Here is a 21,200-nt window from a genome sequence, read left to right on the forward strand (position 1 = left end):
CTAGTTGGCGGCCAGCGAATCCTTGGCAGCGGCCACGGCGGCCTCGGTGGTGATTCCAAACTCACGGAACAGGGTCTTGTAGTCGGCCGACGCACCGAAGTGCTCGATCGAAACGCTGCGGCCCTTGGTGCCGACGTAACGGTCCCAGGTCAGCGCAATGCCGGCCTCGATCGACACGCGGGCAGTAATGGCCGCGGGCAGTACCGATTCCTTGTACTCGGCGCTCTGCTCTTCGAACCACTCGAGGCTCGGAGCCGAGACGACGCGGGCGTTGATGCCCTCGCCCTTGAGAACCTCGCGAGCCTCTACGGCCAGCTGCAGTTCGGAGCCGGTCGCGATGAAGATCACGTCAGGCGTGCCGTTCGGCGCTTCCGCGAGAACGTATGCACCCTTGGCGACGTACTTCGCTGCAGCGAAGGTCTCGCCGGAGGCAACGTCTTCTCCACGCTCGAACACCGGAATGTTCTGGCGGGTGAGGGCGAGACCGGCCGGTCCGTTGCGACGCTCGAGGATCGTCTTCCAGGCCCATGCGGTCTCGTTGGCGTCGCCGGGGCGCACCATGTCGAGTCCCGGGATGGCACGGAGAGTAGCGATCTGCTCGATCGGCTGATGCGTGGGGCCGTCTTCACCGAGCGCCACGGAGTCGTGGGTCCAGACGTAGATGGCGGGCGCCTTCATGAGTGCGGCGAGGCGCACTGCGGGGCGCATGTAGTCGCTGAAGATCAGGAACGTGCCGCCGAAGGGGCGGGTGTTTCCGTGGAGAACGATGCCGTTGAGGATCGATCCCATCGCGTGCTCACGAATACCGAAGTGAAGAACGCGGCCCGTGGGGCTGGACTTCCACTCGTGGGTCGACCACTTCTCGGGGACGAATGATCCAGCGCCCTCGATCGTGGTGAGGTTGGACTCTGCCAGGTCGGCAGATCCGCCCCAGAACTCGGGGACGACGGCGGCGAGGGCGTTGATGACCTTGCCCGATGCGGCGCGAGTCGAGACCTCTTTGCCGGCGGGGAAGACGGGAAGCGCCTCCTCGATGCCGGCGGGGAGCTCGCCCGTAAGGACGCGGTCGAGAAGTTCCTTCTTGTCCGGGTTGGCGTCAGCCCAGGCGTTGAAGCCGACGAGCCACTCTTCGTGAGCGACCTTTCCGCGGTCAAGTGCCTTGCGGGTGTGCTCGATGACCTCGGGGTCGACCTGGAAGGTCTGCTCCGGGTCGAAGCCGAGAACTTCCTTGACTCCGGCGAGCTCTTCGGCACCGAGGGCGGAACCGTGGATCTTTCCACTGTTCTGCTTCTTGGGCGACGGCCATCCGATGATGGTCTTGAGGATGATGATCGAGGGCTTCGAGGTCTCGCCCTTGGCGGCCTCGATGGCGGCGTTCAGCTCGGCGACGTCCTCGATGTACTCGCCGGTCTTCTTCCAGTCAACGGTCTGGACCTGCCAGCCGTATGCCTCGTAACGGGCTGCGACATCCTCGGTGAAAGCAATGTTCGTGTCATCCTCGATGGAAATCTGGTTGGAGTCGTAAATGACGACAAGGTTGCCGAGTTCCTGGTGGCCGGCGAGCGACGATGCCTCACTGGTGACACCCTCCTGCAGGTCGCCATCGCCAGCGATGACGTACACGAAGTGGTCGAAGGGGCTCTTGCCGGCTTCGGTGTCGGGGTCGAACAGTCCACGCTCGAAGCGGGCCGCGTAGGCGAAGCCGACGGCGGAGGCGAGGCCCTGGCCGAGGGGACCCGTGGTGATCTCGACACCATCGGTGTGTCCGTACTCGGGGTGACCGGGCGTGAGGGAGCCCCACGTACGAAGCTTCTTCAGGTCGTCGAGCTCGAGGCCGTATCCGCCCATGTAGAGCTGGATGTACTGGGTAAGCGAGCTGTGTCCAACGGACAGGATGAAACGGTCGCGACCGATCCACTCGTTGTCGCTGGGGTCACGACGCATGACCTTCTGGAAGAGCAGGTATGCGGCGGGGGCAAGGCTCATTGCCGTTCCGGGGTGACCGTTGCCGACCTTCTCCACGGCATCCGCCGCCAAGATACGAACGGTATCGACGGCTTTTTCGTCAATGGGATCCCACTGGAGGTTTGACACGAGGTGGATGACCTTTCTTCAAGCGACGTAACGTGGCGTGATCGCCATCGGTACTGAGCGGTGATACCTGCCGTGGTCGTCATCGGCGCGGACGCGGGCAGCCCAATCCCACCAAGAAGATGAGGATTGTGCGTGAGGCCAGCGACTGGCAAGCACTTCTAAGTATAGAGAAACCTGAACAGCTGTGACGCGCTTCTGCTGGTTACCGAAACACGGGTTGACGAACGTGCTCTCGCATGGGATCGCCTAGTATCTAACGCGGGATGAGTATTGATAGAGGAGCCATGGACGTAGCGGTAGAGACCCCCGTCCGGTGGGACGGCAACCGAATCGCGCGCAAGGCCAAGGCGTACGTCGCCCTGACGAAGCCTCGCGTGCTTGAGTTGCTTCTGGTCACCACCGCTCCGGTGATGATCCTCGCGCAGAACGGTCTGCCCAGTTTGTGGCTCGTGCTGGCCACCCTGATCGGCGGCTCGCTGAGCGCCGGTTCCGCCAGCGCATTCAACTGCTACATCGACCGCGATATCGACCGCCTGATGAAGCGCACCCAGAACCGTCCGCTCGTCACCGGCGCGCTGTCGGACAGGGAAGCCCTGGTTTTCGCCTGGGTTATCGGCGTGGCATCCATTCTCTGGCTCGGATTCACCACCAACTGGCTCGCCGCCGGTCTCTCGCTTCTCGCAATCCTCGTCTATGTCTTCGTCTACACGATCTGGCTCAAGCGCCGCACCGAACAGAACATCATCTGGGGTGGACTGGCCGGCTGCTTCCCGGTCGTCATCGGCTGGGCCGCCGTCACCGGCTCCCTCACCTGGGCACCGATCATTCTCTTCGCCGTGATCTTCCTCTGGACCCCGCCGCACTACTGGCCGCTCTCGATGAAGTACCGCGATGAGTACCAGAACGCGTCTGTGCCGATGCTCGCGGTCGTCCGCGGTCGCACCGTCGTCGGCCTCCAGGTCATCCTGTACGCGTGGGCGACCGTTGCCTGCTCGCTCCTGCTCATTCCCGTCGCCAACATGGGGATCCTGTACGTCTCGGTCGCCGCGGGTGCTGGCGCCTGGTTCATCTACGAATCCCACCGCCTGTACGGCCGGGCGATTCGTCATGACGACGACGCAAAGCCGATGCGCGTGTTCCACAGCTCCATCACCTACCTGACGCTGGTATTCCTCGCGGTGGGCATCGACCCGCTGCTGCCCTTCTAACGCGGTCGCCTTTGGGAGCTGCAGCTCTCCAGCCAGACGCTGGCGGTCTCCACAGCGGGGCACTCCTTCTCGTGCCGTCCTGCAGCGAGTCGGTGCGGGTGGTCATGTCTCGCCCACGCAACGGACCCGGGTCCGCTGGACGACGGGTAGCCCGCCGTCAGCCATAACCGGCCCGGGCACCCGCGATTTCTCCAACCGTAACTCCGCCGGCCACCGAGTGTCAGTCCGCCGGATTCACCGGCGGCGCGCCCGAAGTCGTACTGTCTGATCTGCGCAGGGGACACCGAGCCCTGGGGCTCCACCGCGCCGCAGTGCGTTCGTTGGCGCGCCGCTCTGAGCGGATCAGAGAATGCGGGCCGCAGCGACGGGACGTCCGCGCGACGGCGGAGCGACGGATAGCTCGACGGGAGAGCGAAGAGTGAGCACAAAAGCCGTCATTGCGGCGACCAGCATCGCGGCAAGCACCATATGAATGCCCACCAGAATCTCGGGAAGCCCGAGGCGCGCCTGCGAGATACCCACGATGATCTGAACGATCTCGATGGCCAGCAGCAGCACACTGTGCCGCCGCACCTTCCCCAGTGCCTCGGGGGAAGAGAATCCGCGACCGACCACGGCGGCAATCACGAGCAGGATGGTCGCGCCAAACAGGGTGTAGGCGGGCCAGCTGTGCAGGTGCTGCAGGAACTCGCTGTCCAGACCGTTGCGCGGCGTCTTCGCGTCTCCGGCGTGGGGGCCGGAACCGGTGGTGAGAATGCCGACCACGACGGTGATGGCCACGAGCAACGAGGTCACGTGCGTGACGATCAGGAACCAGGATGACGCGGAGCGAACCGTACCGCGGGGGCCGTTGTATACCCGGTACACCAGCATCGCGGTGATGACGACCAACAGAATCGACACGATGAAGTGAGCGCCCACGATGTAGGGGTTCAGGCCCGTGAGGACGGTGATGCCCCCGAGGACGGCCTGGAACGGAATGCTCAGTCCCTGCAGGAGGGTGAGCACGAACAGCTCCGGTCGGCTGCGGCGCAGCCGGAGGATGGCAACGAACACGGCGATGGCGATGATGACCAGGACGAAGGTCAGCATGCGGTTTGTGAACTCGATGACGCCGTGGATGCCCATTTCCTGGGTATTGACGAAGGAGTCGGCAGTGCAGCGGGGCCAGGTGGGGCACCCGAGCCCGGATCCGGTCAGGCGCACGGCGCCACCGGTGCCGACGAGAACGACCTGAATGACGAGAGACAACCACGCGAGCACGCGCACCCGGCGATCGATTCGATCGGGGAGCCAGAGGTAGAACCTCGACCAAAGAACGGAAATCGCCGAGATCGCGCGTTTCACAGCACATCCTCCTGTTATTAGGGCCTAGTCCCTGTACTGTTAACAGGTTCATCGAACACAACCCCATGCCAGGGAGTCAGCGTTGACGGCGGGTAAATCGCCGGTGTTCTGCTTCAGTTTAGGCAGACCAGCTGGGCATCCCGGCACATCCAAAACTTCCCCGGCTTGTTGTGTGAGGGAATGCCGCCGTAGCCACTCCGGTTGTACGCGGTAGGAAAGAGGTAATACATGTCTGACGTTCTCATCGATCGCCCCGAGCTCAACACCCTCGGACAGTACGAGTTTGGCTGGTCCGACTCGGACGCTGCCGGAGCCTCCGCGAAACGCGGGATCAACGAGCAGGTTGTCACCGACATCTCGGCCCTGAAGAGCGAACCCGCCTCGATGCTGAAGAACCGGCTCAAGGGTTTGTCGCTCTTCCGCAAGAAGCCCATGCCCACTTGGGGAGCAGACCTCTCCGGCATCGACTTCGACAACATCAAGTACTTTGTGCGCTCTACCGAAAAGCAGGCGCAGACCTGGGAAGACCTCCCGGAAGACATCCGTAACACGTACGAAAAGCTGGGCATCCCGGAGGCCGAGCGCAAGCGCCTCGTCTCCGGCGTGGCCGCGCAGTATGAGTCCGAGGTCGTGTTCCACTCGATCAACGCCGAGCTTGAGGCTCAGGGCGTGATCTTCATGGACACCGACACGGCGCTCAAGGAGCACCCCGAATTCTTCGACGAGTACTTCGGTACCGTCATCCCGGCCGGCGACAATAAGTTCGCAGCCCTGAACACTGCCGTGTGGTCGGGCGGATCGTTCGTGTACGTTCCTCCGGGAGTGCACGTCGAGATTCCGCTGCAGGCCTACTTCCGCATCAACACGGAAAACATGGGTCAGTTCGAGCGCACACTGATCATCGCGGACGAGGGTTCCTACGTTCACTACATCGAGGGCTGCACGGCTCCGATCTACAAGAGCGACTCGCTCCACTCCGCCGTCGTTGAGATCATCGTCAAGAAGAACGCCCGCGTTCGCTACACGACGATTCAGAACTGGTCCAACAACGTCTACAACCTCGTCACCAAGCGTGCGATCGCCCACGAGGGCGCCACGATGGAGTGGATCGATGGCAACATCGGCTCCAAGGTGACGATGAAGTACCCGTCCATCTACCTCGTCGGCGAGCACGCCAAGGGTGAGACGCTGTCCGTTGCCTTCGCGGGTCCCGGCCAGCACCAGGACGCGGGCGCCAAGATGATCCACATGGCGCCGTATACGACGTCGTCAATCGTCTCGAAATCCATCGCCCGCGGTGGTGGTCGTGCCGGTTACCGCGGTGAGGTGCGCGTCGACGAAAAGGCACACCACTCCGCCAATACGGTGAGGTGTGACGCGCTTCTGGTTGACACCATTTCCCGGTCGGACACGTACCCCGCAATCGACATCCGGGTTGATGACGTACAGCTCGGTCACGAGGCGACGGTGTCCCGCGTCAGTGAAGAGCAGCTCTTCTACCTGATGTCGCGTGGCATGCCCGAAGACGAAGCAATGGCAATGATCGTGCGTGGATTCATCGAGCCCATCGCCCGTGAACTGCCCATGGAATACGCACTCGAATTGAACAAGCTCATCGAGATGAGCATGGAAGGGTCAGTCGGCTAAATGACTACCGCTACACCGGCAGTTTCTGCAGCCGCTCCTACCGATCAGCACGGCGCCAAGGCCCACAGCGATGGGGGATGGGACTCGAACGAAAAGGGTTACGTCCCCGTTCAGACCCGGTCCGCGCGCTTCACGTCGACGAACCCCGCCGACTTTGCCGCGGTCACCGGACTCGAGGCAGAGTGGAAGCTCAGCCCCGTCGCCCTGATCCGCCCACTGATCGATGGAGAGCTGGATGGCTCGCCCTACGCCTACCTCTCGACTGAGAGCGAAGGCGTGGCCGTCGAATGGATCGACCGCACTGATTCCCGTATCGGCAGCGTCGGATCTCCCGAGGAGAAGGCGTCCGCCAATGCGTGGGCATCATTTGACAAGGCACTGTCGGTCACGCTGACCGGCGAGTCATCCGCTGAGGTCACGATCTCCCGTTCGGGTCTTGGTTCAACGGCGCGCGCGGGTCACACCGTGATCGTCGCGAAGGCCAACAGTGTCGGCACGATCGTGCTGCAGAACTCCGGCGGCGCCCTGCTCAGCGAAAACGTCGAGGTCATCGTCGAAGACGGCGCTCGCCTGACCCTGATCAGTGTGCAGGAATGGGACGACGAGGGAATTCACCTCTCGAGCCAGTTCGCACGCGTTGGCCGTGACGCCTACCTCAAGCACATCGTCGTCTCTCTCGGCGGCAAGGTCGTCCGGGTCAACCCGTCGGTGGCGCTCGCGGGCGAAGGCGCGGATGGCGAACTGTTTGGCGTGTACTTCGCCGACGCCGGCCAGCACCTCGAGCAGCGCGTCTACATGTTCCACGAGGGCGCTCACACCAAGGGCCGCGTCAACTACAAGGGCGCGCTCAACGGTGTCGGCGCTCACACCGTCTGGGTCGGCGATGTCCTCATCGGACCCGCCGCCTCGGGCACCGACAGCTACGAGCAGAACCGCAACCTCGTGCTCAGCGAGGGCACGCGCGCAGATTCCATCCCGAACCTGGAAATCCAGACCGGAGATATCGCCGGGGCCGGGCACGCCAGCGCGACGGGCCGGTTTGACGACGAGCACCTGTTCTACCTCCAGGCACGAGGCATCCCCGAAAAGGAAGCCCGTCGTCTTGTTGTTCTTGGATTCCTCACCGAGGTCATTCAGAAGATCGGCAAGGGAGACCTGGAGACCCGTCTGCTCCAGGCAGTCGAGGCCGAACTCGGACGAATCGCGTGAGCGAGGCCACCCGGGTGTGTTCGGCCGCCGAACTGGAGGCTGACTCGGCACTCAAGGTCGTCGTCGACGGCGTTGCGATCGCCGTGGTCAAGGACTCCGCCGGAGACATCTACGCGCTCGGCGACACCTGCACCCACGGTGACATCTCTCTGTCGGAGGGTTTCGTCGAGGACGACACGCTCGAGTGCTGGGCGCACGGGTCCAAGTTTTCCCTGACCACGGGAAAGCCGCTCACCCTTCCCGCGTACGAACCGGTTCCGGTCTACGTCGTCACCATCATCGATGGCGATGTCTACATCGACCCGAGCAGCACCGTCGCCGTCTGATCCACGCGGCCCCCTACTTTTAGCAACGACCGAAGGAAACACGCAATGTCTACTCTCGAAATCAGTGATCTGCACGTCAGTGTGGAGACCGACCAGGGCACCAAGCACATCCTCAAGGGTGTCGACCTGACGCTGGAGCAGGGCTCGATCCACGCGATCATGGGCCCCAATGGCTCCGGCAAGTCGACCCTTGCGTACACCATTGCCGGTCACCCCAAGTATCACGTCGAGAGCGGCTCCGTGAAGCTCGACGGCGAAGAGGTCCTGACCATGACGGTGGATGCCCGCGCCCGCGCCGGCCTCTTCCTCGCCATGCAGTACCCGGTCGAAATCCCCGGCGTCACCGTCTCCAACTTCCTTCGCACGGCCAAGACCGCCATCGACGGCGAGGCCCCCGCTCTGCGTGGCTGGGTCAAGGAAATTCGCGAGTCCATGGACGCCCTGCGCATGGACAAGGCGTTCGCCGAGCGCAACGTCAACGAGGGATTCTCCGGTGGCGAGAAGAAGCGCCACGAAATCCTTCAGCTCGAGCTGCTCAAGCCGAAGTTCGCCGTGCTCGACGAGACCGACTCCGGCCTCGACGTGGATGCACTGAAGATCGTGTCCGAGGGCGTCAACCGCGCTCACTCCAAGACTGGTCTCGGTGTGCTCCTCATCACCCACTACACGCGCATTCTGCGGTACATCCACCCCGACTTCGTGCACGTGTTCGTGGACGGCCGCGTCGCGGAGGAGGGCGGCCCCGAGCTGGCCGATCGTCTCGAAAACGAGGGCTACGACCGCTACCTCACGGGCACGAGCGTAGGCTAACCCCATGGCTACAGCGCTTGCACCGGCGCTCTTCGATCAGGTCGAAGAGGCGCTGAAGGATGTTATGGACCCGGAGCTCGGCGTCAACATCGTCGATCTCGGCCTCATCTACGACCTCTCCTGGGACGAAGAGCACAATGCCCTCGTCATCAGCATGACGCTGACATCGGCCGGCTGCCCGCTGACCGACGTGCTCGAGGAACAGACCGCGCAGTCCCTGGACGGAATCGTTGAGGCGTTCCGCATCAACTGGGTCTGGATGCCGCCGTGGGGTCCCGAGAAGATCACCGATGATGGTCGCGACATGATGCGAGCTCTCGGCTTCTCCATGTAATACTCGCACCGCACCAAAGAATTCGGTGCGTTCGGGCGAAGGTGCCCGAGGCTGTTAGCCTCGTGTCATGGATCCAGACACGGGGGGATCAGTGGCTCCGGTCACGCGGCAACGCGATCGGCTAGTTCGTTCGATCGCGCAAAATCAGTTACTCACTTCGGCGGCATTGCTGCTGTTGGCGGCGTTTTCACTTGTCGTCACGCCGGAGTCCCTGTCGCGCCCCGCATTCTTCGGCGGTATTGCCCTCGCCTTCGTTGTCACCGGTCTTGCCGTGCTCGTGCCATGGACGGAAGCGAATAAGCGCTGGGCGATTATTCTGCCCATCCTCGACATTTTCGCCATCATTGGCGTGCGCGAGGGCGAGACCCAGCTGGGTGCTGGTCTCTTCCTGGTGTTTCCGATCATTTGGATGTCCCGCAACTTCCGTCTCAGCGGCGCCGTTGGCGGAGTTCTCCTCGCGACCGCGCTGCTCTGGACAACCTGGGCCTTCAGCGACTCAACGCTCGCCATCACGGATTTCTCCAGCCTCGTTCTCCTGCCGCTCACCCTGAGCTTCATCGCGACAACCATCTACGCAACGTCCCGGCGCACCACGGGACAACGCGTTCTTCTCCGCCAACAGGCGTCGCTGACCGAAGCCGCCTTCGCCCGCGCGCGACGCCAGGAACGTTCGCTCGACGAAATCCTCAATGCCGTGGAGTTCGGAGTCATCGCCTTCAACCGACAGGGCTCTGTCACCCTCATCAACGATGCCCACCGGGCTTCCCTGGTCGAATTTGGAGCACCCCGCGCGGCGATCGTCCACCCCACCGCGTACCAGTCCGACCGGATCACCCCGTTTCCCGAGTCCAGTCGGCCGTTCTCCCGGGCGCTGAACGGTCAGTCGTTCGAGAATCTCACCATCTGGGTGGGGGAGCCCGGAACCCGCCAGGTGGCGTTCTCCGTGACATCCCGAAGCCTGACAACCCAGTCGGGGGAGCCAGACGGCGGCGTCATCGTGCTGCGGGATGTCACCGCGGAGCTCGAGGCAATTCAGGCCCGCGATGATCTGGTGGCATCGGTGTCGCACGAGTTGCGTACCCCACTGACATCCATCCTTGGCTATCTGGAACTGGCACTCGACGATGACGAGCTGCAGCCGGACACGCACCGCATGGTGGACATCGCGCACCGCAACTCCGAGCGTCTGCTGTCGCTGGTCACGGACCTGCTGACGGCAGCCAGCGACGCGGACAAGCGGATGCCTCTGAAATTTGAAACCTGTGACATTGCCACCATCGTCCGGCAGGCAGTGGACGACCAGCGTCCGGTCGCGGCAAACCGCGGCATCACGCTGACCGCCGTTGCGGAGGAGACAACGATCACCAGTGCGGATCCGCTGCGGATTCGGCAGGTCGTCGACAATCTGCTGAGCAACGCGATCAAGTACAACCGCGACGGGGGACGTGTCGTGGTGTCGGCGTCCTCCGGCGTCGATGATGTGATCGTCAACGTCGCCGACACGGGCGTGGGCCTGACGCCCGAAGAACAGTCGCATCTGTTCGACCGGTTCTATCGCACGGAGTCGGCACGCGCTTCATCGACGCAGGGCACCGGCCTCGGAATGGGCATCACCCGGGACATCGTTCGCCAGCACGGCGGGGAGCTCACCGTTCAGAGCGAGCGTGGCGTGGGGAGCACCTTCGTTATGACGTTGCCCGGCCTGCCCGAATCTCCCTAATACGACGCGCACTCGAGGTACGCCATGATCATTGACTCCCAGACCCTCCTTCTGGCCAGCGGCGCCGTCGTCACCATCGCGGGGTTCTCCTTCATCCTGAACACGATCCTCCGCCGCAACGACGACGTGGGACGGTCGTGGAGCATCGCGTTCGTGTGCGGAATCCTGGCGACGTTCTCGTACGCAGTGTGGGGCTTCGTTCCCGGGGCATGGTGGGCAATCGCCTTCGGCAATGCGGCTCTCGTGCTCTCGCTGGGCGCCATGTGGGCGGGGTGCAGGCAATACAACCTCCGACGATCGCTCATTCAGGTTCCGATGGTGGCCGCCGTCATCGTGGGGTTGGCCGTCATCGTCCGTGGGCCCGACGGGGGCGACTGGGCGGGCGGCGTGGAGATGTTCCTGGGGATAGCCGCTTTCTCCGTCCTGGCGGGCGCTGAGACCCTGCGGGCACGGATGCAGCGCAGCGTGAACGCACGGATTCTCACCGTGGTCTTCTTGGGCGTCGGTGGGTACTATGTCGCCCGCATTGTCGTGTTCCTCGTCGACGGGGAGGACGGCACGCTGTTCACCACGTGGTTTGGAACCAACACGACAACGTTCGTGACCATCATGCTGGTGATTCTGGCGTCGATCTCGATGTCGATACTCACCTCGGGGCGTACGGTCCGCGCCGGCCAGACGTCACTCGGCACGGGCCTGTCGAACATTCCGGGCATCGTCAATCACGCGCTATTCGATCAGCTCGCGAAGGACTGGCTGTCCCGGGCCAAGCGGGACCGTGACGCTCTCGCACTCATACTTCTCGACGTCGACAACCTCACCGATATGAATACCGCGTTCGGCCGCGACTTCGGCGACCGCGCGATTTATAGGGTGGGCCGCATCGCCTGCGAGCAGTCACCATCCGCGGCCCTCATCGGGCATGACGGCGCGCGTCAGTTCGCCGTGCTGACCACGGTGCCGTCCGTGGGATCGCCCATCACGGTGGCGGAACACATTCACACGGCCCTGGTGGAAACGCCGATCGACCCGGTCGAGGGAGTTCGGGCGATTTCGACCTGCGGGCTCGCCACCACCGACGACTACGGCTACGACTTCGGCGCATTGATCAGGGCGGCCAATGCCGCGATTATCACGGCTCGCGCGCACGGATCAGGATCGATTGCCGTCGCTCTCCCGGAACGCTAGGCGCGTCGGCTGACGCGCTTGCCGGCTACGGCGTTGTTGATGCCAGCGCGATGGTGAGGGAATCGGTTCCCGTCTGCTTCGCGTACTCCTTGGAGGTCGGCGTCGTCTGCAGGAGGATCTCGTACGCGAACGACAGCGTGACCGACGTGGCGGTGGAGTCAAGCGCCGGCAGCACAAAGGTCTGGCTGTAGGTGTACGGCGCCTTGATGAGGTAGCCGGGGGTGACCGTCGCCGAATCGCTGGACGCCGCCGGAGCAGGAAGCGCGCCGAGTGGACCGGTGACTGCGGTGGAGAGCGTCACCTTCGAGAGGTAGAACTTCTGCTTGGATGACCCGCCCGCGAGCTTGCCCGACAGCGAGAAGCTGATCGGCTTGTTCGCCGCGGCCGTCCACTTATCCATGGTCAGCGTTGACCAGTAGTTGATCGTCATGGTGATGTTGCCGGCCTTGACCGTCCGCATCGTCGATCCGCTCGCGAGCTCGTTCTTGATCGAGACGATCGGAGCCGGCTGAGTGGGGGTCGTCGTCGGAACGGAAGTCGCCGTCGACGACGATGTCGGCGCCGATGTGTTGTCGCCCTCGGCCGCAAGCCAGGGAGCGGTTCCGCACCCTGAGAGAGTGCCGATAGTGAAAGTTGCCAGCAATGCCGCGCCTGCGACCGCTCGTGACCGCTTCGAAATGGCCATGAGTCCCCCTAATTTGTTCTGTTCGCGACTGCCCCGAGAAAACCGCGCGTAAGTCTTGAGCTAATCCTGAGCCAATCTTGCACCCAAGCGAGTACAAAACTGCGCTGCGTGTTGCAGACTGACACTAACAAGCTCGCAGGGCTTCCACGAACCGCGAAAGCGTAATCTCAGAAACAAATCAGGGGGAATCACATGACCAATACGGACGACAGGTACGTCAACTCGGCTCCGGTTGGAAGTGAGCTCGACCAGCTCACCAGCGACTTCATCGCATCCGTCGAGTCGCTCCCGGAATACCGCCCGACCATTGGTTGCGTCATCCCGGCCTACAACGAAGCGGAATCCATCGCGCAGGTGCTCGAATCCCTGCTGGCGCAGACCCGCCTCCCCGACATCATCCACGTTGTCGTGAACAACACGACCGATGACACCGTCAAGATCGCCAGCGAATTTGCCGGCCCCCACATCCGCGAGATCAATGGCGAGGAACAGTTCACCGAGATCTACGTTCACGACATCGGCAAGAACCGCGACAAGAAGGTCGGTGCACTCAACTACGGCTACACGCTCGTCGAGGGCTGCGACTACCTTCTGGGCGTCGACGGGGACACGACGGCGGATGCCACGGCAGTCGAGTACCTCGAGGCCGAGATCAACTCGGACACCCGCATCGGCGGCATCTCCGCCATCTTCAGCATCGATGACACCGTCATCAGCGGCCTCATTCCGCAGTTCCTGATCACCGGCCAGCGCACCCAGTTCGCCGCATTCAACATGCAGAACATGCTTCGCGGGCGCAACATGGCGGTCCTCGGGGGCCAGTTCTCCATCTTCGCTGTCAAGGCACTGCGCAAGGCCATGGAAGACAACCACCAGTCCACTCCGTGGGTGAAGGACAGCGAGGTCGAAGACTCCCTGCTCTCCCTGCAGATCAAGAGCGCGGGCTTCCTGACCAAGATCAGCGCACAGGCCCGCGCCGACGTGGGAGGTATGACCACCCTGCGCGGTCTCGACGCCCAGCAGGTGAAGTGGAACTTCGGCGCCATCGAACTGATGTGGCCGGGCCAGCGTGGTGACACGAAGGGCCAGCCCTTCCACCCCAACCTTCGTCTGCGGTGGCTGGAAAACTTCTCCATGCTCGTCAACGGCTTCACCCGCCTGATGTTCCTCGTGCTGCTCGTGTCCTCGCTGTCCATTGGCGCGTTCGTCTTCAGTCCGATCTGGCTGATTCCGCCGCTGGCCGCCATCGGGCTGAACCTGCGCATCGCGATGTCGATGAAGAAGCGCAACAGCAAGGACATCCTCTTCGCGCTCCTGCTGTTCCCCGCCGAGATCTACATGATCGTTCGCCTCGGTCACTTCTTCCGTGCGTGGACGAAGTTCCTCAGCCGCAAGCAGGTCGACAACTGGGCTGCTCAGGCAAAGGCCGAGCGTGGCTCGGGTAACGGCTACCTCGCTCCGATGCTCATCGCAGTTCTGGTGCTGGCGCTCATCGTCTTCGCCTGGTTCCAGCTTGACGTCATCACGCAGTCGACCATCCTGTGGATCGGATGGCCCATCCTCGGCGTCATCACAGGTATCCAGACGCTCACCATGATGAGCAAGCTCTTCCAGCGTCACCGCGGCTACAAGGTCTAGCGCCAGGACGGCCCTGCGGCCACAACGAAGGGCCCGGCCCTCATCGAGATCATCGATGGGAGCCGGGCCCTGTGTTGTTCGCGGGGAAACCGCGAGAGGTTAAGAACCCTCCGTTGCTGTGAGGCGGTAGCCGACGCCCCGGACGGTTTCGATCCATCGGGGCGAGGCAGTGTTGTCGGAGAGCTTCTTGCGCAGGTTAGCCATGTGTACCTCGATCGCGCGCTTGTCGGACTCGCTGATGAAGTGGCTGGTCACGTAGCTCTCGCCACGCAGCAACAGCACAAGGTCAGCCTTGGTACGAACGCGGCGGGTCGACTCCATCAGGGCGGCAAGCAGGTCGAACTCGCTGCGCGTCAGGTCGATCTCGGTGGTGTCGATCTGCACAACACGGGTTTCAATGTTCAACCAGAGGCTGTTGTGTTCCAGCCATCCTCCGCCGGACGCCTGGGGCGCGGGGGCGGCGACCGGAACCAGCGCTGCTGGCTCGGTCACCAGCTCCGCCACGACCGGCGCGGCGTACACCGGGGCGGGAGGCGCGGCGTACACCGGGGCGGGCTCGGCAACGGGAGCGACCGGAGCAGCAGGCGCGACGGGTGCGGCGACGGGAGCCACGTATGCCACGGGCTCGGGCTGAGCCACCGGCAGGGGAGCGGCGGCAACGGCGACCGCAGGCGCCGCAACCGGTGCAGCAGCCGCCGGGGCGGGTTCGCCCACGGGAGAGAGCGTCGACCCATCCGCAGCGATGACCGCGCGTGGTCGACGGAGCATTGCTTCGATGCGGGCGCGAAGTTCGCGCGGTCGGAACGGCTTGTTGATGTAGTCATCAGCACCGGCGTCGAGTCCCTGGAGGGTGTCGATTTCTTCGCTGAGAGCCGTGAGCATCACGATGTACGTCGTGCTGAATGCCCGGAGACGCCGGGCGGTCTCAAACCCGTCCATACCCGGCATGTTCACGTCGAGGGTGGTGACGATGGGATCGTGCGTGCGTACGGCTTCGATTCCGTCGGGGCCGTTGGCGGTTGCGACAACGTCGAATCCGGCCTGCGTCAGCACCGCTTCGAGCAGATTACGAATGTCGTCGTCGTCCTCAATAATGACTGCGACGCGCTTATCGATCGAGCTTTCCATGGGGTCGATGGTACCAACAACCTTTCCTTGGGCGGCGTGCGCCGGATCCGTCATTATTTGGAAGCGTTCGCTAGTGCGAGTGCGCCGTCATTCCACCAGGCACCGGCCGCGGGAGCACCGTTGCAGGCACCGTCGCTTTCGCCGGGATTCTTGATCCAGAGGTTGGCATCCTGTGCACCATCGCTGACGATGCCGGGAGCCTCACCGAGCGCACGACCCGCCGGGTTGCACCACTCGCCATTCGACCCGTTGCCATTGCGGCCCGTATCGATCACGTAGTGTGCGCCCCCGGTGAGCTTGCTGACGGCCTCGCCGTAGGCGTGCTCGTCGGCCGTGGTGTTGAAGTTGGAGACGTTGGTGGCAAATCCCCGCACCTTGGAGATGCCTGCCTTGTTGAGCAGATCGGCCATGGCGGCGGGGGTGATCCAGTTGGAGTGCCCGCCATCGAGGTAGATCGTCGTCTCCGGAGCGGACAGCAGCACGCTGGGGGCGGACAGCTTGTCGACGTCATCCTTGATTTGCGCGGTGCGCTTGTCGACGTCTCCGCAGCTCTGCGTCAGGGTGAGCGCATCGGGCTCCACGATCACGACGCTCTCGTGGTTCGCGAGTCCCGCGGCGATGGCGGAAATCCACGCGGGATAGTCGGCTTCGCTCAGCCCACCAGCGGACAGGTTGTTGCAGTCGCGGTTTGGAATCCCATAGATGACGAAGGTGGCGATCTTGTTGTCCGCGGCCGCGGCACTGGCGACACCGTCGACAAACCCGGCGATCTCATTGGTGGGGTACTTCTCGGGCACGAGCCAGATCGCGGTGGGGGTATCCGCAATCTTCTGAATCGCGGTGGTGTCCGTACCGGCCGCCTGCTGCGTGCGCACGGCAACGGCAGCGGATGACTCGGGGTAGACGTACAACGACTTACCCACCAACGGATTCGCCTGACCGATCAAGGGAATCACCACACCAAACGCTAGCCAGGCCAACAGCCCGAGTACGAGTACGGAACCTAAAACAATCGCCAAAATGGGTTTCGGCCGGGATTTCGCCTGTGCCATGTGGTCTCCGCCGAATCTCAAGGTGTGAACTGGGAGGACGCGCCAGCGGGTCCGGGTAACGCCGCGGAGTTCTTCCCGACGCCGCCGATTGAAGCGCCCCAACAAGCTTCACCACGGCAAGCGGCCAAAGGACCGCTCCGCTAATTATGGCGCAAGGGGGATCACAAATCCGACAGCCCCATGGGAATGCGCAGAACTCCCGCAGTGCGGAAATACTGCTGCACAGCCGCACACGGTATCGCTGCAAGCGGACGACGCGGGCCGGCGCCCCCATCAGAAGTAGACTGACTGGCTGACCCCCTTACTCCTGTGTTGCATCAACACGCCTAAAGAACTGGACTACGCCTGTGCTGAACGTGCAAGACCTCGAGCTGAGAGTCGGGGCACGCCTTCTCATGGACGACGTCAGTTTCCGCGTAGACCGTGGCGACAAGATCGGCCTTGTGGGGCGCAATGGCGCGGGCAAGACCACGCTGACCAAGACACTCGCCGGCGAACTCGCCCCGTCGGGCGGCTCGATCGAGCGCAGCGGTGAGATCGGCTACCTCCCGCAGGACCCGCGTTCGGGCAACCCGGAAGATTTGGCGCGCACCCGCATCCTTGACGCCCGGGGCCTCGGCCAGCTGTTGTTGGGTATGGAGCAGTCCACCCAGGACATGGCAAGCCCGGACGCCGCCGTCAGCGCGAAGGCGATGAAGGTCTACGGCGATCTCGAGGAACGCTTTGTCGCACTCGGCGGGTACGCGGCGGAAGCCGAAGCGGCCTCCATCGCCAGCAACCTCAGCCTGCCCGACCGCATTCTGGACCAGCCTCTGTCGACGCTGTCCGGTGGACAGCGTCGCCGCATCGAGTTGGCGCGCATCCTTTTCAGCGGTGCCGACACCATGCTGCTCGACGAACCGACCAACCACCTCGACGCCGACTCCGTCGTCTGGCTGCGTGAGTTCCTCAAGAACTTCTCGGGCGGCCTGATCGTGATCACTCACGATGTGGACCTCGTAGAGGAGACCGTCAACAAGGTCTTCTACCTGGACGCCAACCGCCAGACGATCGACCAGTACAACATGGGCTGGAAGAACTACCACAAGCAGCGCGCCGCGGACGAGGAGCGTCGCAAGAAAGAACGCGCCAACGCCGAGAAGAAGGCCGGGGTCCTCACCACCCAGGCTGCCAAGTTTGGCGCCAAGGCGTCCAAGGCGGCCGCCGCTCACCAGATGGTCGCCCGGGCGGAGAAGCTCCTGGCCGGACTCGACGAGGTTCGCACCGTCGAGCGCGTCGCGAAACTGCGGTTCCCCGAACCTGCCCCCTGCGGTCGCACGCCTCTTATGGCGACAAATCTCAGCAAGAGCTATGGGTCGCTCGAGATCTTCACGGCAGTGGACCTCGCGATCGACCGCGGTTCCAAGGTCGTAATTCTCGGGTTCAACGGCGCGGGAAAGACCACGCTGCTGCGCATGCTCGCGGGCGTCGACAAGCCCGACACCGGCCAGATCGAGCCCGGCCACGGCCTGCGGATCGGCTACTACGCGCAGGAGCACGAGACGATCGACGTCAAGCGCACCGTCGTGGAAAACATGGTGTCCTCGTCACCGAGTATTTCGGAGATGGAAGCCCGGCGTGTGCTCGGCTCGTTCCTGTTCACGGGCGACGACGGGGCGAAGCTCGCAGGCGTTCTCTCCGGTGGAGAGAAGACGCGGCTAGCCCTCGCCATGATCGTCGTCTCCGGCGCCAACGTCTTGCTGCTGGATGAGCCCACCAACAACCTCGACCCGGCAAGCCGCGAAGAGATCCTCGGGGCTCTGGCCACGTACACCGGCGCCGTAGTTCTCGTCAGTCACGATGAGGGAGCTGTCGAGGCTCTCAACCCCGACCGTGTGCTCATTCTCCCCGACGGTGTCGAAGACCACTGGAACAAGGACTACGCGGACCTCATCGGTCTCGAGTAACCCCAAGACGCCTTGGTTGACCGGCCGTCCGTGCTTAGCGCCGGGCGGCCGATTCGATCATGGCGTCTTCGACCTCGCTGTCACTCGGAGCGCGCTCGGACTTCTCGCGCGCCTTGCGGTCGCGTTCCCGGGCGCGTTCGCGTTCCTCCGGGTCATCCGCGTTCCTAATCCTGTACTCGGTGCGCAGTGCGTAGCCCAGGCCAAAGAACCCGAAGACCGCGAACACCACCCACTGGATCGCATACGACAGGTGGGGTCCTTCGTCGAGCTCCGGCTTGACGGCGGGGGAGGGCATCTGCCCCGCGGCCGCCGGTGTCTCGGTTATCAGCAGGCCATAGGCGCCCGTGTACGTCGTCGCGTCCAGCTTTCCGGCGACGGTCGGCAGGTTGATGGTGGCGACCTGTCCGGCGGGCGCGGACCTTCCGGGCAGATTTGGCTCACCGGGCTTAAGGTGAACGACCACACTCACGGTGCCCGACGGGGGAGTGGGAACGGTATCGGGAAGGTCCTGTTCCGCGCCCCCGACGACCCACCCGCGGTCGACGATAAAGATGCTGCCATCGGCGCGCTGCAGGGGCGTGAGGATTTCGAAGCCGGCATCGCCGTTGTACGGGCGGTTCCGTACGAGCAATTGCCGATCGACGAGGTAGGTGCCGGTCACGAGGACCGGCTTCCACGTCTGGGACGGACTGAATGCGGTGGGTGTCTTCAGCACGTCGTCGATGGGCTGTGTCTGCGAGTCGTAGTTGCGGTTGATCAGGTTGATCGCGTCGACGGCTTCGTCGCGGCGACCCACCTGCCACATCGACAGAAGAATGCAGGCAATGGCGAAGATGATTGCGGCGCCCAGGTAGCCAAACCAGCGCCGTTGTAGCGCGAACCGCCAGCCATTCATCGAGCCTCACCTGCACCATCGGGGACGAACGACACGGGTTCGTCCATTGCGGAGACCAGCACCGGGAAGTTGCGTGCCTCGAGGAAGTCACGCAGGTAGTCGCGGTGCTCGTCGCACGCCAGCCACACTTTAACCCGGTCGCGGGTGTGGATCTTGGGGTTACGCCAGTTCACCGCAACAGTCGCGGGAGATTCGCAGCCCGCGCGCGAGCACTGCGGCTCGTCGGGGTCGGCTCCGAATCCGATCACGTGTCGTGTTCCGTCGGCACGGTGGGTCGGACGGGAACAATGGCGCCCGGGCGCATGACCGTCACGTCACCCGCGCGGGAGCTACCCGTGTTCGCGACGACGACGGCGATGTAGGGAAGGATGACCGCACCAACGATGGCGACGAGCTGCCACCATCCGGGCAGCACAAAGACAAGAGCGAAACAGACCAGACGGATCGTCATGGTGATCGAATATTTGCGAATTCGGGCGCGACGCTCGTCGTCCGGGGACGCCGGAAGAGAGGTGATCGACTGCTGTGGCTTTTTCATCGGCATACCAAGCCTACGTCGGTTACGCCGGGACATTAGGCTTGTCGACCATGACTACTCCCCGTACCGTTTTGATCACCGGCGGCAATCGCGGCATCGGCTTCGCCATCGCCCAAGAGTTCGTGGCCCGTGGCCACCGAGTTGCCGTCACCGCGCGATCGGGAGAGGGCCCCGCGGGCACGCTCACGGTACGGGCGGACGTGACGGATGCCGCGTCCATCGACACCGCGTTCACCGAGGTAGAGGCGGCCCTCGGGCCGGTCGAGGTTGTCGTCGCCAATGCCGGAGTGACCCGCGACATGCTGTTGATGCGCATGACCGAGGACGATTTCACCTCCGTCATCGATACGAACCTCAACGGATCGTTCCGTGTCGTCAAACGTGCCTCCAAGGGCATGATCAAGGCACGGTTCGGCCGGATCATCCTCATTTCGAGCGTGTCCGGCATGCTTGGGGCCGCCGGACAGGTCAACTACTCGGCGTCCAAGAGTGCACTGATCGGTATGGCACGGTCGCTGACGCGGGAGCTCGGCTCGCGGGGAATCACCGCCAACGTTGTTGCGCCGGGTCTGATCGACACGGACATGACGGCGGAGCTGCCCGAAGCCACCCTCGCCGACTACAAGAAGTCAATTCCCGCCGGACGCTTCGCGACTCCGGAAGAAGTGGCGAAGGTCATCGCCTGGGTGGCAGGCGACGACGCGGGCTACATCTCGGGAGCCGTCATCCCGGTCGACGGTGGCCTCGGAATGGGCCACTAGACCTCAGATCAGCCGCGCAGCCCAAGGAGGGGCAGCAGCGCCGACAAATCACGGACGTCGAGCAGCAGGTCGGCTTCGTCACGCACGGGCGCCTTGGCGTCGAATCCGACGGACAGGCCCGTGATCGCCATCATGTGCAGATCGTTCGCCCCGTCGCCTACGGCCACCGTTCGGGCCAGCGGCACGTCGAAGTCGTCCGCCCACTCGCGCAAGGTGGATGCCTTTGCTTCGGCGTCGATGATCGGACCGATCAGCCCGCCGGTGAGAACGCCGTCGACCACCTCGAGCCGGTTCGCGCGCCAGTAGTTGAGACCGAGCGCCTCCGCCACCGGGTCCACGACCTCGTGAAAGCCACCGGACACGACGCCAACGCGCCCGCCGGCGGCCTGAACACCGCGCACCATATCCTGCGCCCCGGCCGTGATCTCCACGTGCTGACCCACGGCGGCAAAGACACTCTCGGGAAGCCCCGCGAGTGTGGCGACACGGGAGCGGAGGCTCTGCTCGAAGTCCAACTCGCCATTCATCGCCTGGGCCGTGATCCTCGCCACAGCGTCGAGCGACCCCGCCTCGCTCGCCAGGAGCTCGATCACCTCGTTCTCGATGAGGGTTGAATCGACATCGAGAACTACGAGAAACCGGGCCATGTCCGAGGTGAGCCTTTCGGGCGAGTT

The 21,200-nt window shown here is 63.6% G+C and carries 20 protein-coding genes; 11 read left to right on the top strand and 9 right to left on the bottom strand.

Going from position 1 to position 21,200, the window contains the following annotated elements; all coding sequences use genetic code 11:
- Positions 1-2,094, bottom strand: coding sequence for a transketolase (gene tkt, locus HB677_RS05955; RefSeq protein ID WP_213814760.1), 2,094 nt, complete (start codon positions 2,092-2,094; stop codon positions 1-3).
- Positions 2,095-2,378: 284 nt separating this feature from the next.
- On the opposite strand from tkt, the gene HB677_RS05960 reads away from it, so the two are divergent.
- Entirely contained in the window at positions 2,379-3,302 is a 924-nt protein-coding gene (locus HB677_RS05960) for a heme o synthase (protein ID WP_213814761.1), read from the top strand.
- 342 nt (positions 3,303-3,644) lie between these two features.
- Here HB677_RS05960 and HB677_RS05965 read toward each other — a convergent pair whose 3' ends face one another.
- Positions 3,645-4,649: a COX15/CtaA family protein gene (locus HB677_RS05965; RefSeq protein WP_307852496.1), complete on the bottom strand. Its 1,005-nt coding sequence runs from the start codon at positions 4,647-4,649 to the stop codon at positions 3,645-3,647.
- 228 nt (positions 4,650-4,877) lie between these two features.
- Here HB677_RS05965 and sufB point away from each other — a divergent pair, with 228 nt between their 5' ends.
- The 7 genes from sufB to HB677_RS06000 all read left to right on the top strand — a co-directional run bounded on the left by sufB (position 4,878) and on the right by HB677_RS06000 (position 11,883).
- Complete coding sequence (gene sufB, locus HB677_RS05970; RefSeq protein WP_213814762.1) at positions 4,878-6,296, top strand: Fe-S cluster assembly protein SufB; 1,419 nt, start codon at positions 4,878-4,880, stop codon at positions 6,294-6,296.
- On the top strand, positions 6,297-7,505 hold the full coding sequence (gene sufD / locus HB677_RS05975) for a Fe-S cluster assembly protein SufD (protein WP_213814763.1): 1,209 nt from the start codon (positions 6,297-6,299) through the stop codon (positions 7,503-7,505).
- Entirely contained in the window at positions 7,502-7,831 is a 330-nt protein-coding gene (locus HB677_RS05980) for a non-heme iron oxygenase ferredoxin subunit (protein WP_213814764.1), read from the top strand. The genes sufD and HB677_RS05980 overlap by 4 nt, the downstream gene beginning before the upstream one ends.
- A 45-nt stretch (positions 7,832-7,876) precedes the next feature.
- Entirely contained in the window at positions 7,877-8,641 is a 765-nt protein-coding gene (gene sufC, locus HB677_RS05985; RefSeq protein ID WP_213814765.1) for a Fe-S cluster assembly ATPase SufC, read from the top strand.
- A 4-nt stretch (positions 8,642-8,645) separates the two neighbouring features.
- On the top strand, positions 8,646-8,975 hold the full coding sequence (locus tag HB677_RS05990) for a metal-sulfur cluster assembly factor (RefSeq protein WP_213814766.1): 330 nt from the start codon (positions 8,646-8,648) through the stop codon (positions 8,973-8,975).
- Positions 8,976-9,150: 175 nt separating this feature from the next.
- Positions 9,151-10,695: a cell wall metabolism sensor histidine kinase WalK gene (locus HB677_RS05995; RefSeq protein WP_213814767.1), complete on the top strand. Its 1,545-nt coding sequence runs from the start codon at positions 9,151-9,153 to the stop codon at positions 10,693-10,695.
- Between the two features lie 24 nt (positions 10,696-10,719).
- Positions 10,720-11,883: a diguanylate cyclase gene (locus HB677_RS06000; protein ID WP_213814768.1), complete on the top strand. Its 1,164-nt coding sequence runs from the start codon at positions 10,720-10,722 to the stop codon at positions 11,881-11,883.
- A gap of 25 nt (positions 11,884-11,908) precedes the next feature.
- On the opposite strand, the gene HB677_RS06005 is transcribed toward HB677_RS06000, so the two are convergent.
- Positions 11,909-12,568: a hypothetical protein gene (locus tag HB677_RS06005; protein ID WP_213814769.1), complete on the bottom strand. Its 660-nt coding sequence runs from the start codon at positions 12,566-12,568 to the stop codon at positions 11,909-11,911.
- A gap of 192 nt (positions 12,569-12,760) precedes the next feature.
- On the opposite strand from HB677_RS06005, the gene HB677_RS06010 reads away from it, so the two are divergent.
- A complete protein-coding gene (locus HB677_RS06010; protein WP_213814770.1) occupies positions 12,761-14,206 on the top strand; it encodes a glycosyltransferase in 1,446 nt (481 codons plus the stop codon).
- Positions 14,207-14,305: 99 nt separating this feature from the next.
- Here HB677_RS06010 and HB677_RS06015 read toward each other — a convergent pair whose 3' ends face one another.
- Positions 14,306-15,334 carry a response regulator transcription factor gene (locus tag HB677_RS06015; RefSeq protein ID WP_213814771.1) on the bottom strand — a complete coding sequence of 343 codons (1,029 nt, stop codon included), beginning with the start codon at positions 15,332-15,334 and terminating at the stop codon, positions 14,306-14,308.
- A gap of 53 nt (positions 15,335-15,387) precedes the next feature.
- Positions 15,388-16,293 carry a glycoside hydrolase family 6 protein gene (locus HB677_RS06020; RefSeq protein ID WP_213814772.1) on the bottom strand — a complete coding sequence of 302 codons (906 nt, stop codon included), beginning with the start codon at positions 16,291-16,293 and terminating at the stop codon, positions 15,388-15,390.
- Between the two features lie 440 nt (positions 16,294-16,733).
- Here HB677_RS06020 and HB677_RS06025 point away from each other — a divergent pair, with 440 nt between their 5' ends.
- On the top strand, positions 16,734-18,332 hold the full coding sequence (locus tag HB677_RS06025; RefSeq protein ID WP_213814773.1) for an ABC-F family ATP-binding cassette domain-containing protein: 1,599 nt from the start codon (positions 16,734-16,736) through the stop codon (positions 18,330-18,332).
- 34 nt (positions 18,333-18,366) lie between these two features.
- On the opposite strand, the gene HB677_RS06030 is transcribed toward HB677_RS06025, so the two are convergent.
- Genes HB677_RS06030 through HB677_RS06040 form a run of 3 tightly spaced genes read right to left on the bottom strand, consistent with a single transcriptional unit; the run spans position 18,367 to position 19,765 of the window.
- Positions 18,367-19,227, bottom strand: coding sequence for an SURF1 family protein (locus HB677_RS06030; RefSeq protein WP_213814774.1), 861 nt, complete (start codon positions 19,225-19,227; stop codon positions 18,367-18,369).
- On the bottom strand, positions 19,224-19,475 hold the full coding sequence (locus tag HB677_RS06035) for a hypothetical protein (protein ID WP_213814775.1): 252 nt from the start codon (positions 19,473-19,475) through the stop codon (positions 19,224-19,226). The genes HB677_RS06030 and HB677_RS06035 overlap by 4 nt, the downstream gene beginning before the upstream one ends.
- On the bottom strand, positions 19,472-19,765 hold the full coding sequence (locus HB677_RS06040) for a DUF3099 domain-containing protein (RefSeq protein WP_213814776.1): 294 nt from the start codon (positions 19,763-19,765) through the stop codon (positions 19,472-19,474). The genes HB677_RS06035 and HB677_RS06040 overlap by 4 nt, the downstream gene beginning before the upstream one ends.
- A 50-nt stretch (positions 19,766-19,815) precedes the next feature.
- On the opposite strand from HB677_RS06040, the gene fabG reads away from it, so the two are divergent.
- Positions 19,816-20,526, top strand: a complete 711-nt coding sequence (gene fabG / locus HB677_RS06045; protein WP_213814777.1) for a 3-oxoacyl-ACP reductase FabG — start codon at positions 19,816-19,818, stop codon at positions 20,524-20,526.
- A gap of 8 nt (positions 20,527-20,534) precedes the next feature.
- Here fabG and serB read toward each other — a convergent pair whose 3' ends face one another.
- The gene (gene serB / locus HB677_RS06050; protein WP_213814778.1) at positions 20,535-21,173 is read right to left on the bottom strand and encodes a phosphoserine phosphatase SerB; all 639 of its coding nucleotides are present in this window, start codon (positions 21,171-21,173) and stop codon (positions 20,535-20,537) included.
- Between the last annotated feature and the right edge of the window lie 27 nt (positions 21,174-21,200).

The sequence above is a fragment of the Glaciihabitans sp. dw_435 genome (assembly GCF_018449675.1).
Taxonomy (GTDB): Bacteria; Actinomycetota; Actinomycetes; order Actinomycetales; family Microbacteriaceae; genus Glaciihabitans.

Coding starts and splice junctions, on each gene's coding strand:
- HB677_RS05960 (WP_213814761.1), top strand. CDS start 2,379: ATGGACGTAGCGGTAGAGACCCCCGTCCGGTGGGACGGCAACCGAATC.
- sufB (WP_213814762.1), top strand. CDS start 4,878: ATGTCTGACGTTCTCATCGATCGCCCCGAGCTCAACACCCTCGGACAG.
- sufD (WP_213814763.1), top strand. CDS start 6,297: ATGACTACCGCTACACCGGCAGTTTCTGCAGCCGCTCCTACCGATCAG.
- sufC (WP_213814765.1), top strand. CDS start 7,877: ATGTCTACTCTCGAAATCAGTGATCTGCACGTCAGTGTGGAGACCGAC.
- HB677_RS05990 (WP_213814766.1), top strand. CDS start 8,646: ATGGCTACAGCGCTTGCACCGGCGCTCTTCGATCAGGTCGAAGAGGCG.
- HB677_RS06000 (WP_213814768.1), top strand. CDS start 10,720: ATGATCATTGACTCCCAGACCCTCCTTCTGGCCAGCGGCGCCGTCGTC.
- HB677_RS06005 (WP_213814769.1), bottom strand. CDS start 12,568: ATGGCCATTTCGAAGCGGTCACGAGCGGTCGCAGGCGCGGCATTGCTG.
- HB677_RS06010 (WP_213814770.1), top strand. CDS start 12,761: ATGACCAATACGGACGACAGGTACGTCAACTCGGCTCCGGTTGGAAGT.
- HB677_RS06015 (WP_213814771.1), bottom strand. CDS start 15,334: ATGGAAAGCTCGATCGATAAGCGCGTCGCAGTCATTATTGAGGACGAC.
- HB677_RS06030 (WP_213814774.1), bottom strand. CDS start 19,227: ATGAATGGCTGGCGGTTCGCGCTACAACGGCGCTGGTTTGGCTACCTG.
- HB677_RS06040 (WP_213814776.1), bottom strand. CDS start 19,765: ATGAAAAAGCCACAGCAGTCGATCACCTCTCTTCCGGCGTCCCCGGAC.
- fabG (WP_213814777.1), top strand. CDS start 19,816: ATGACTACTCCCCGTACCGTTTTGATCACCGGCGGCAATCGCGGCATC.
- serB (WP_213814778.1), bottom strand. CDS start 21,173: ATGGCCCGGTTTCTCGTAGTTCTCGATGTCGATTCAACCCTCATCGAG.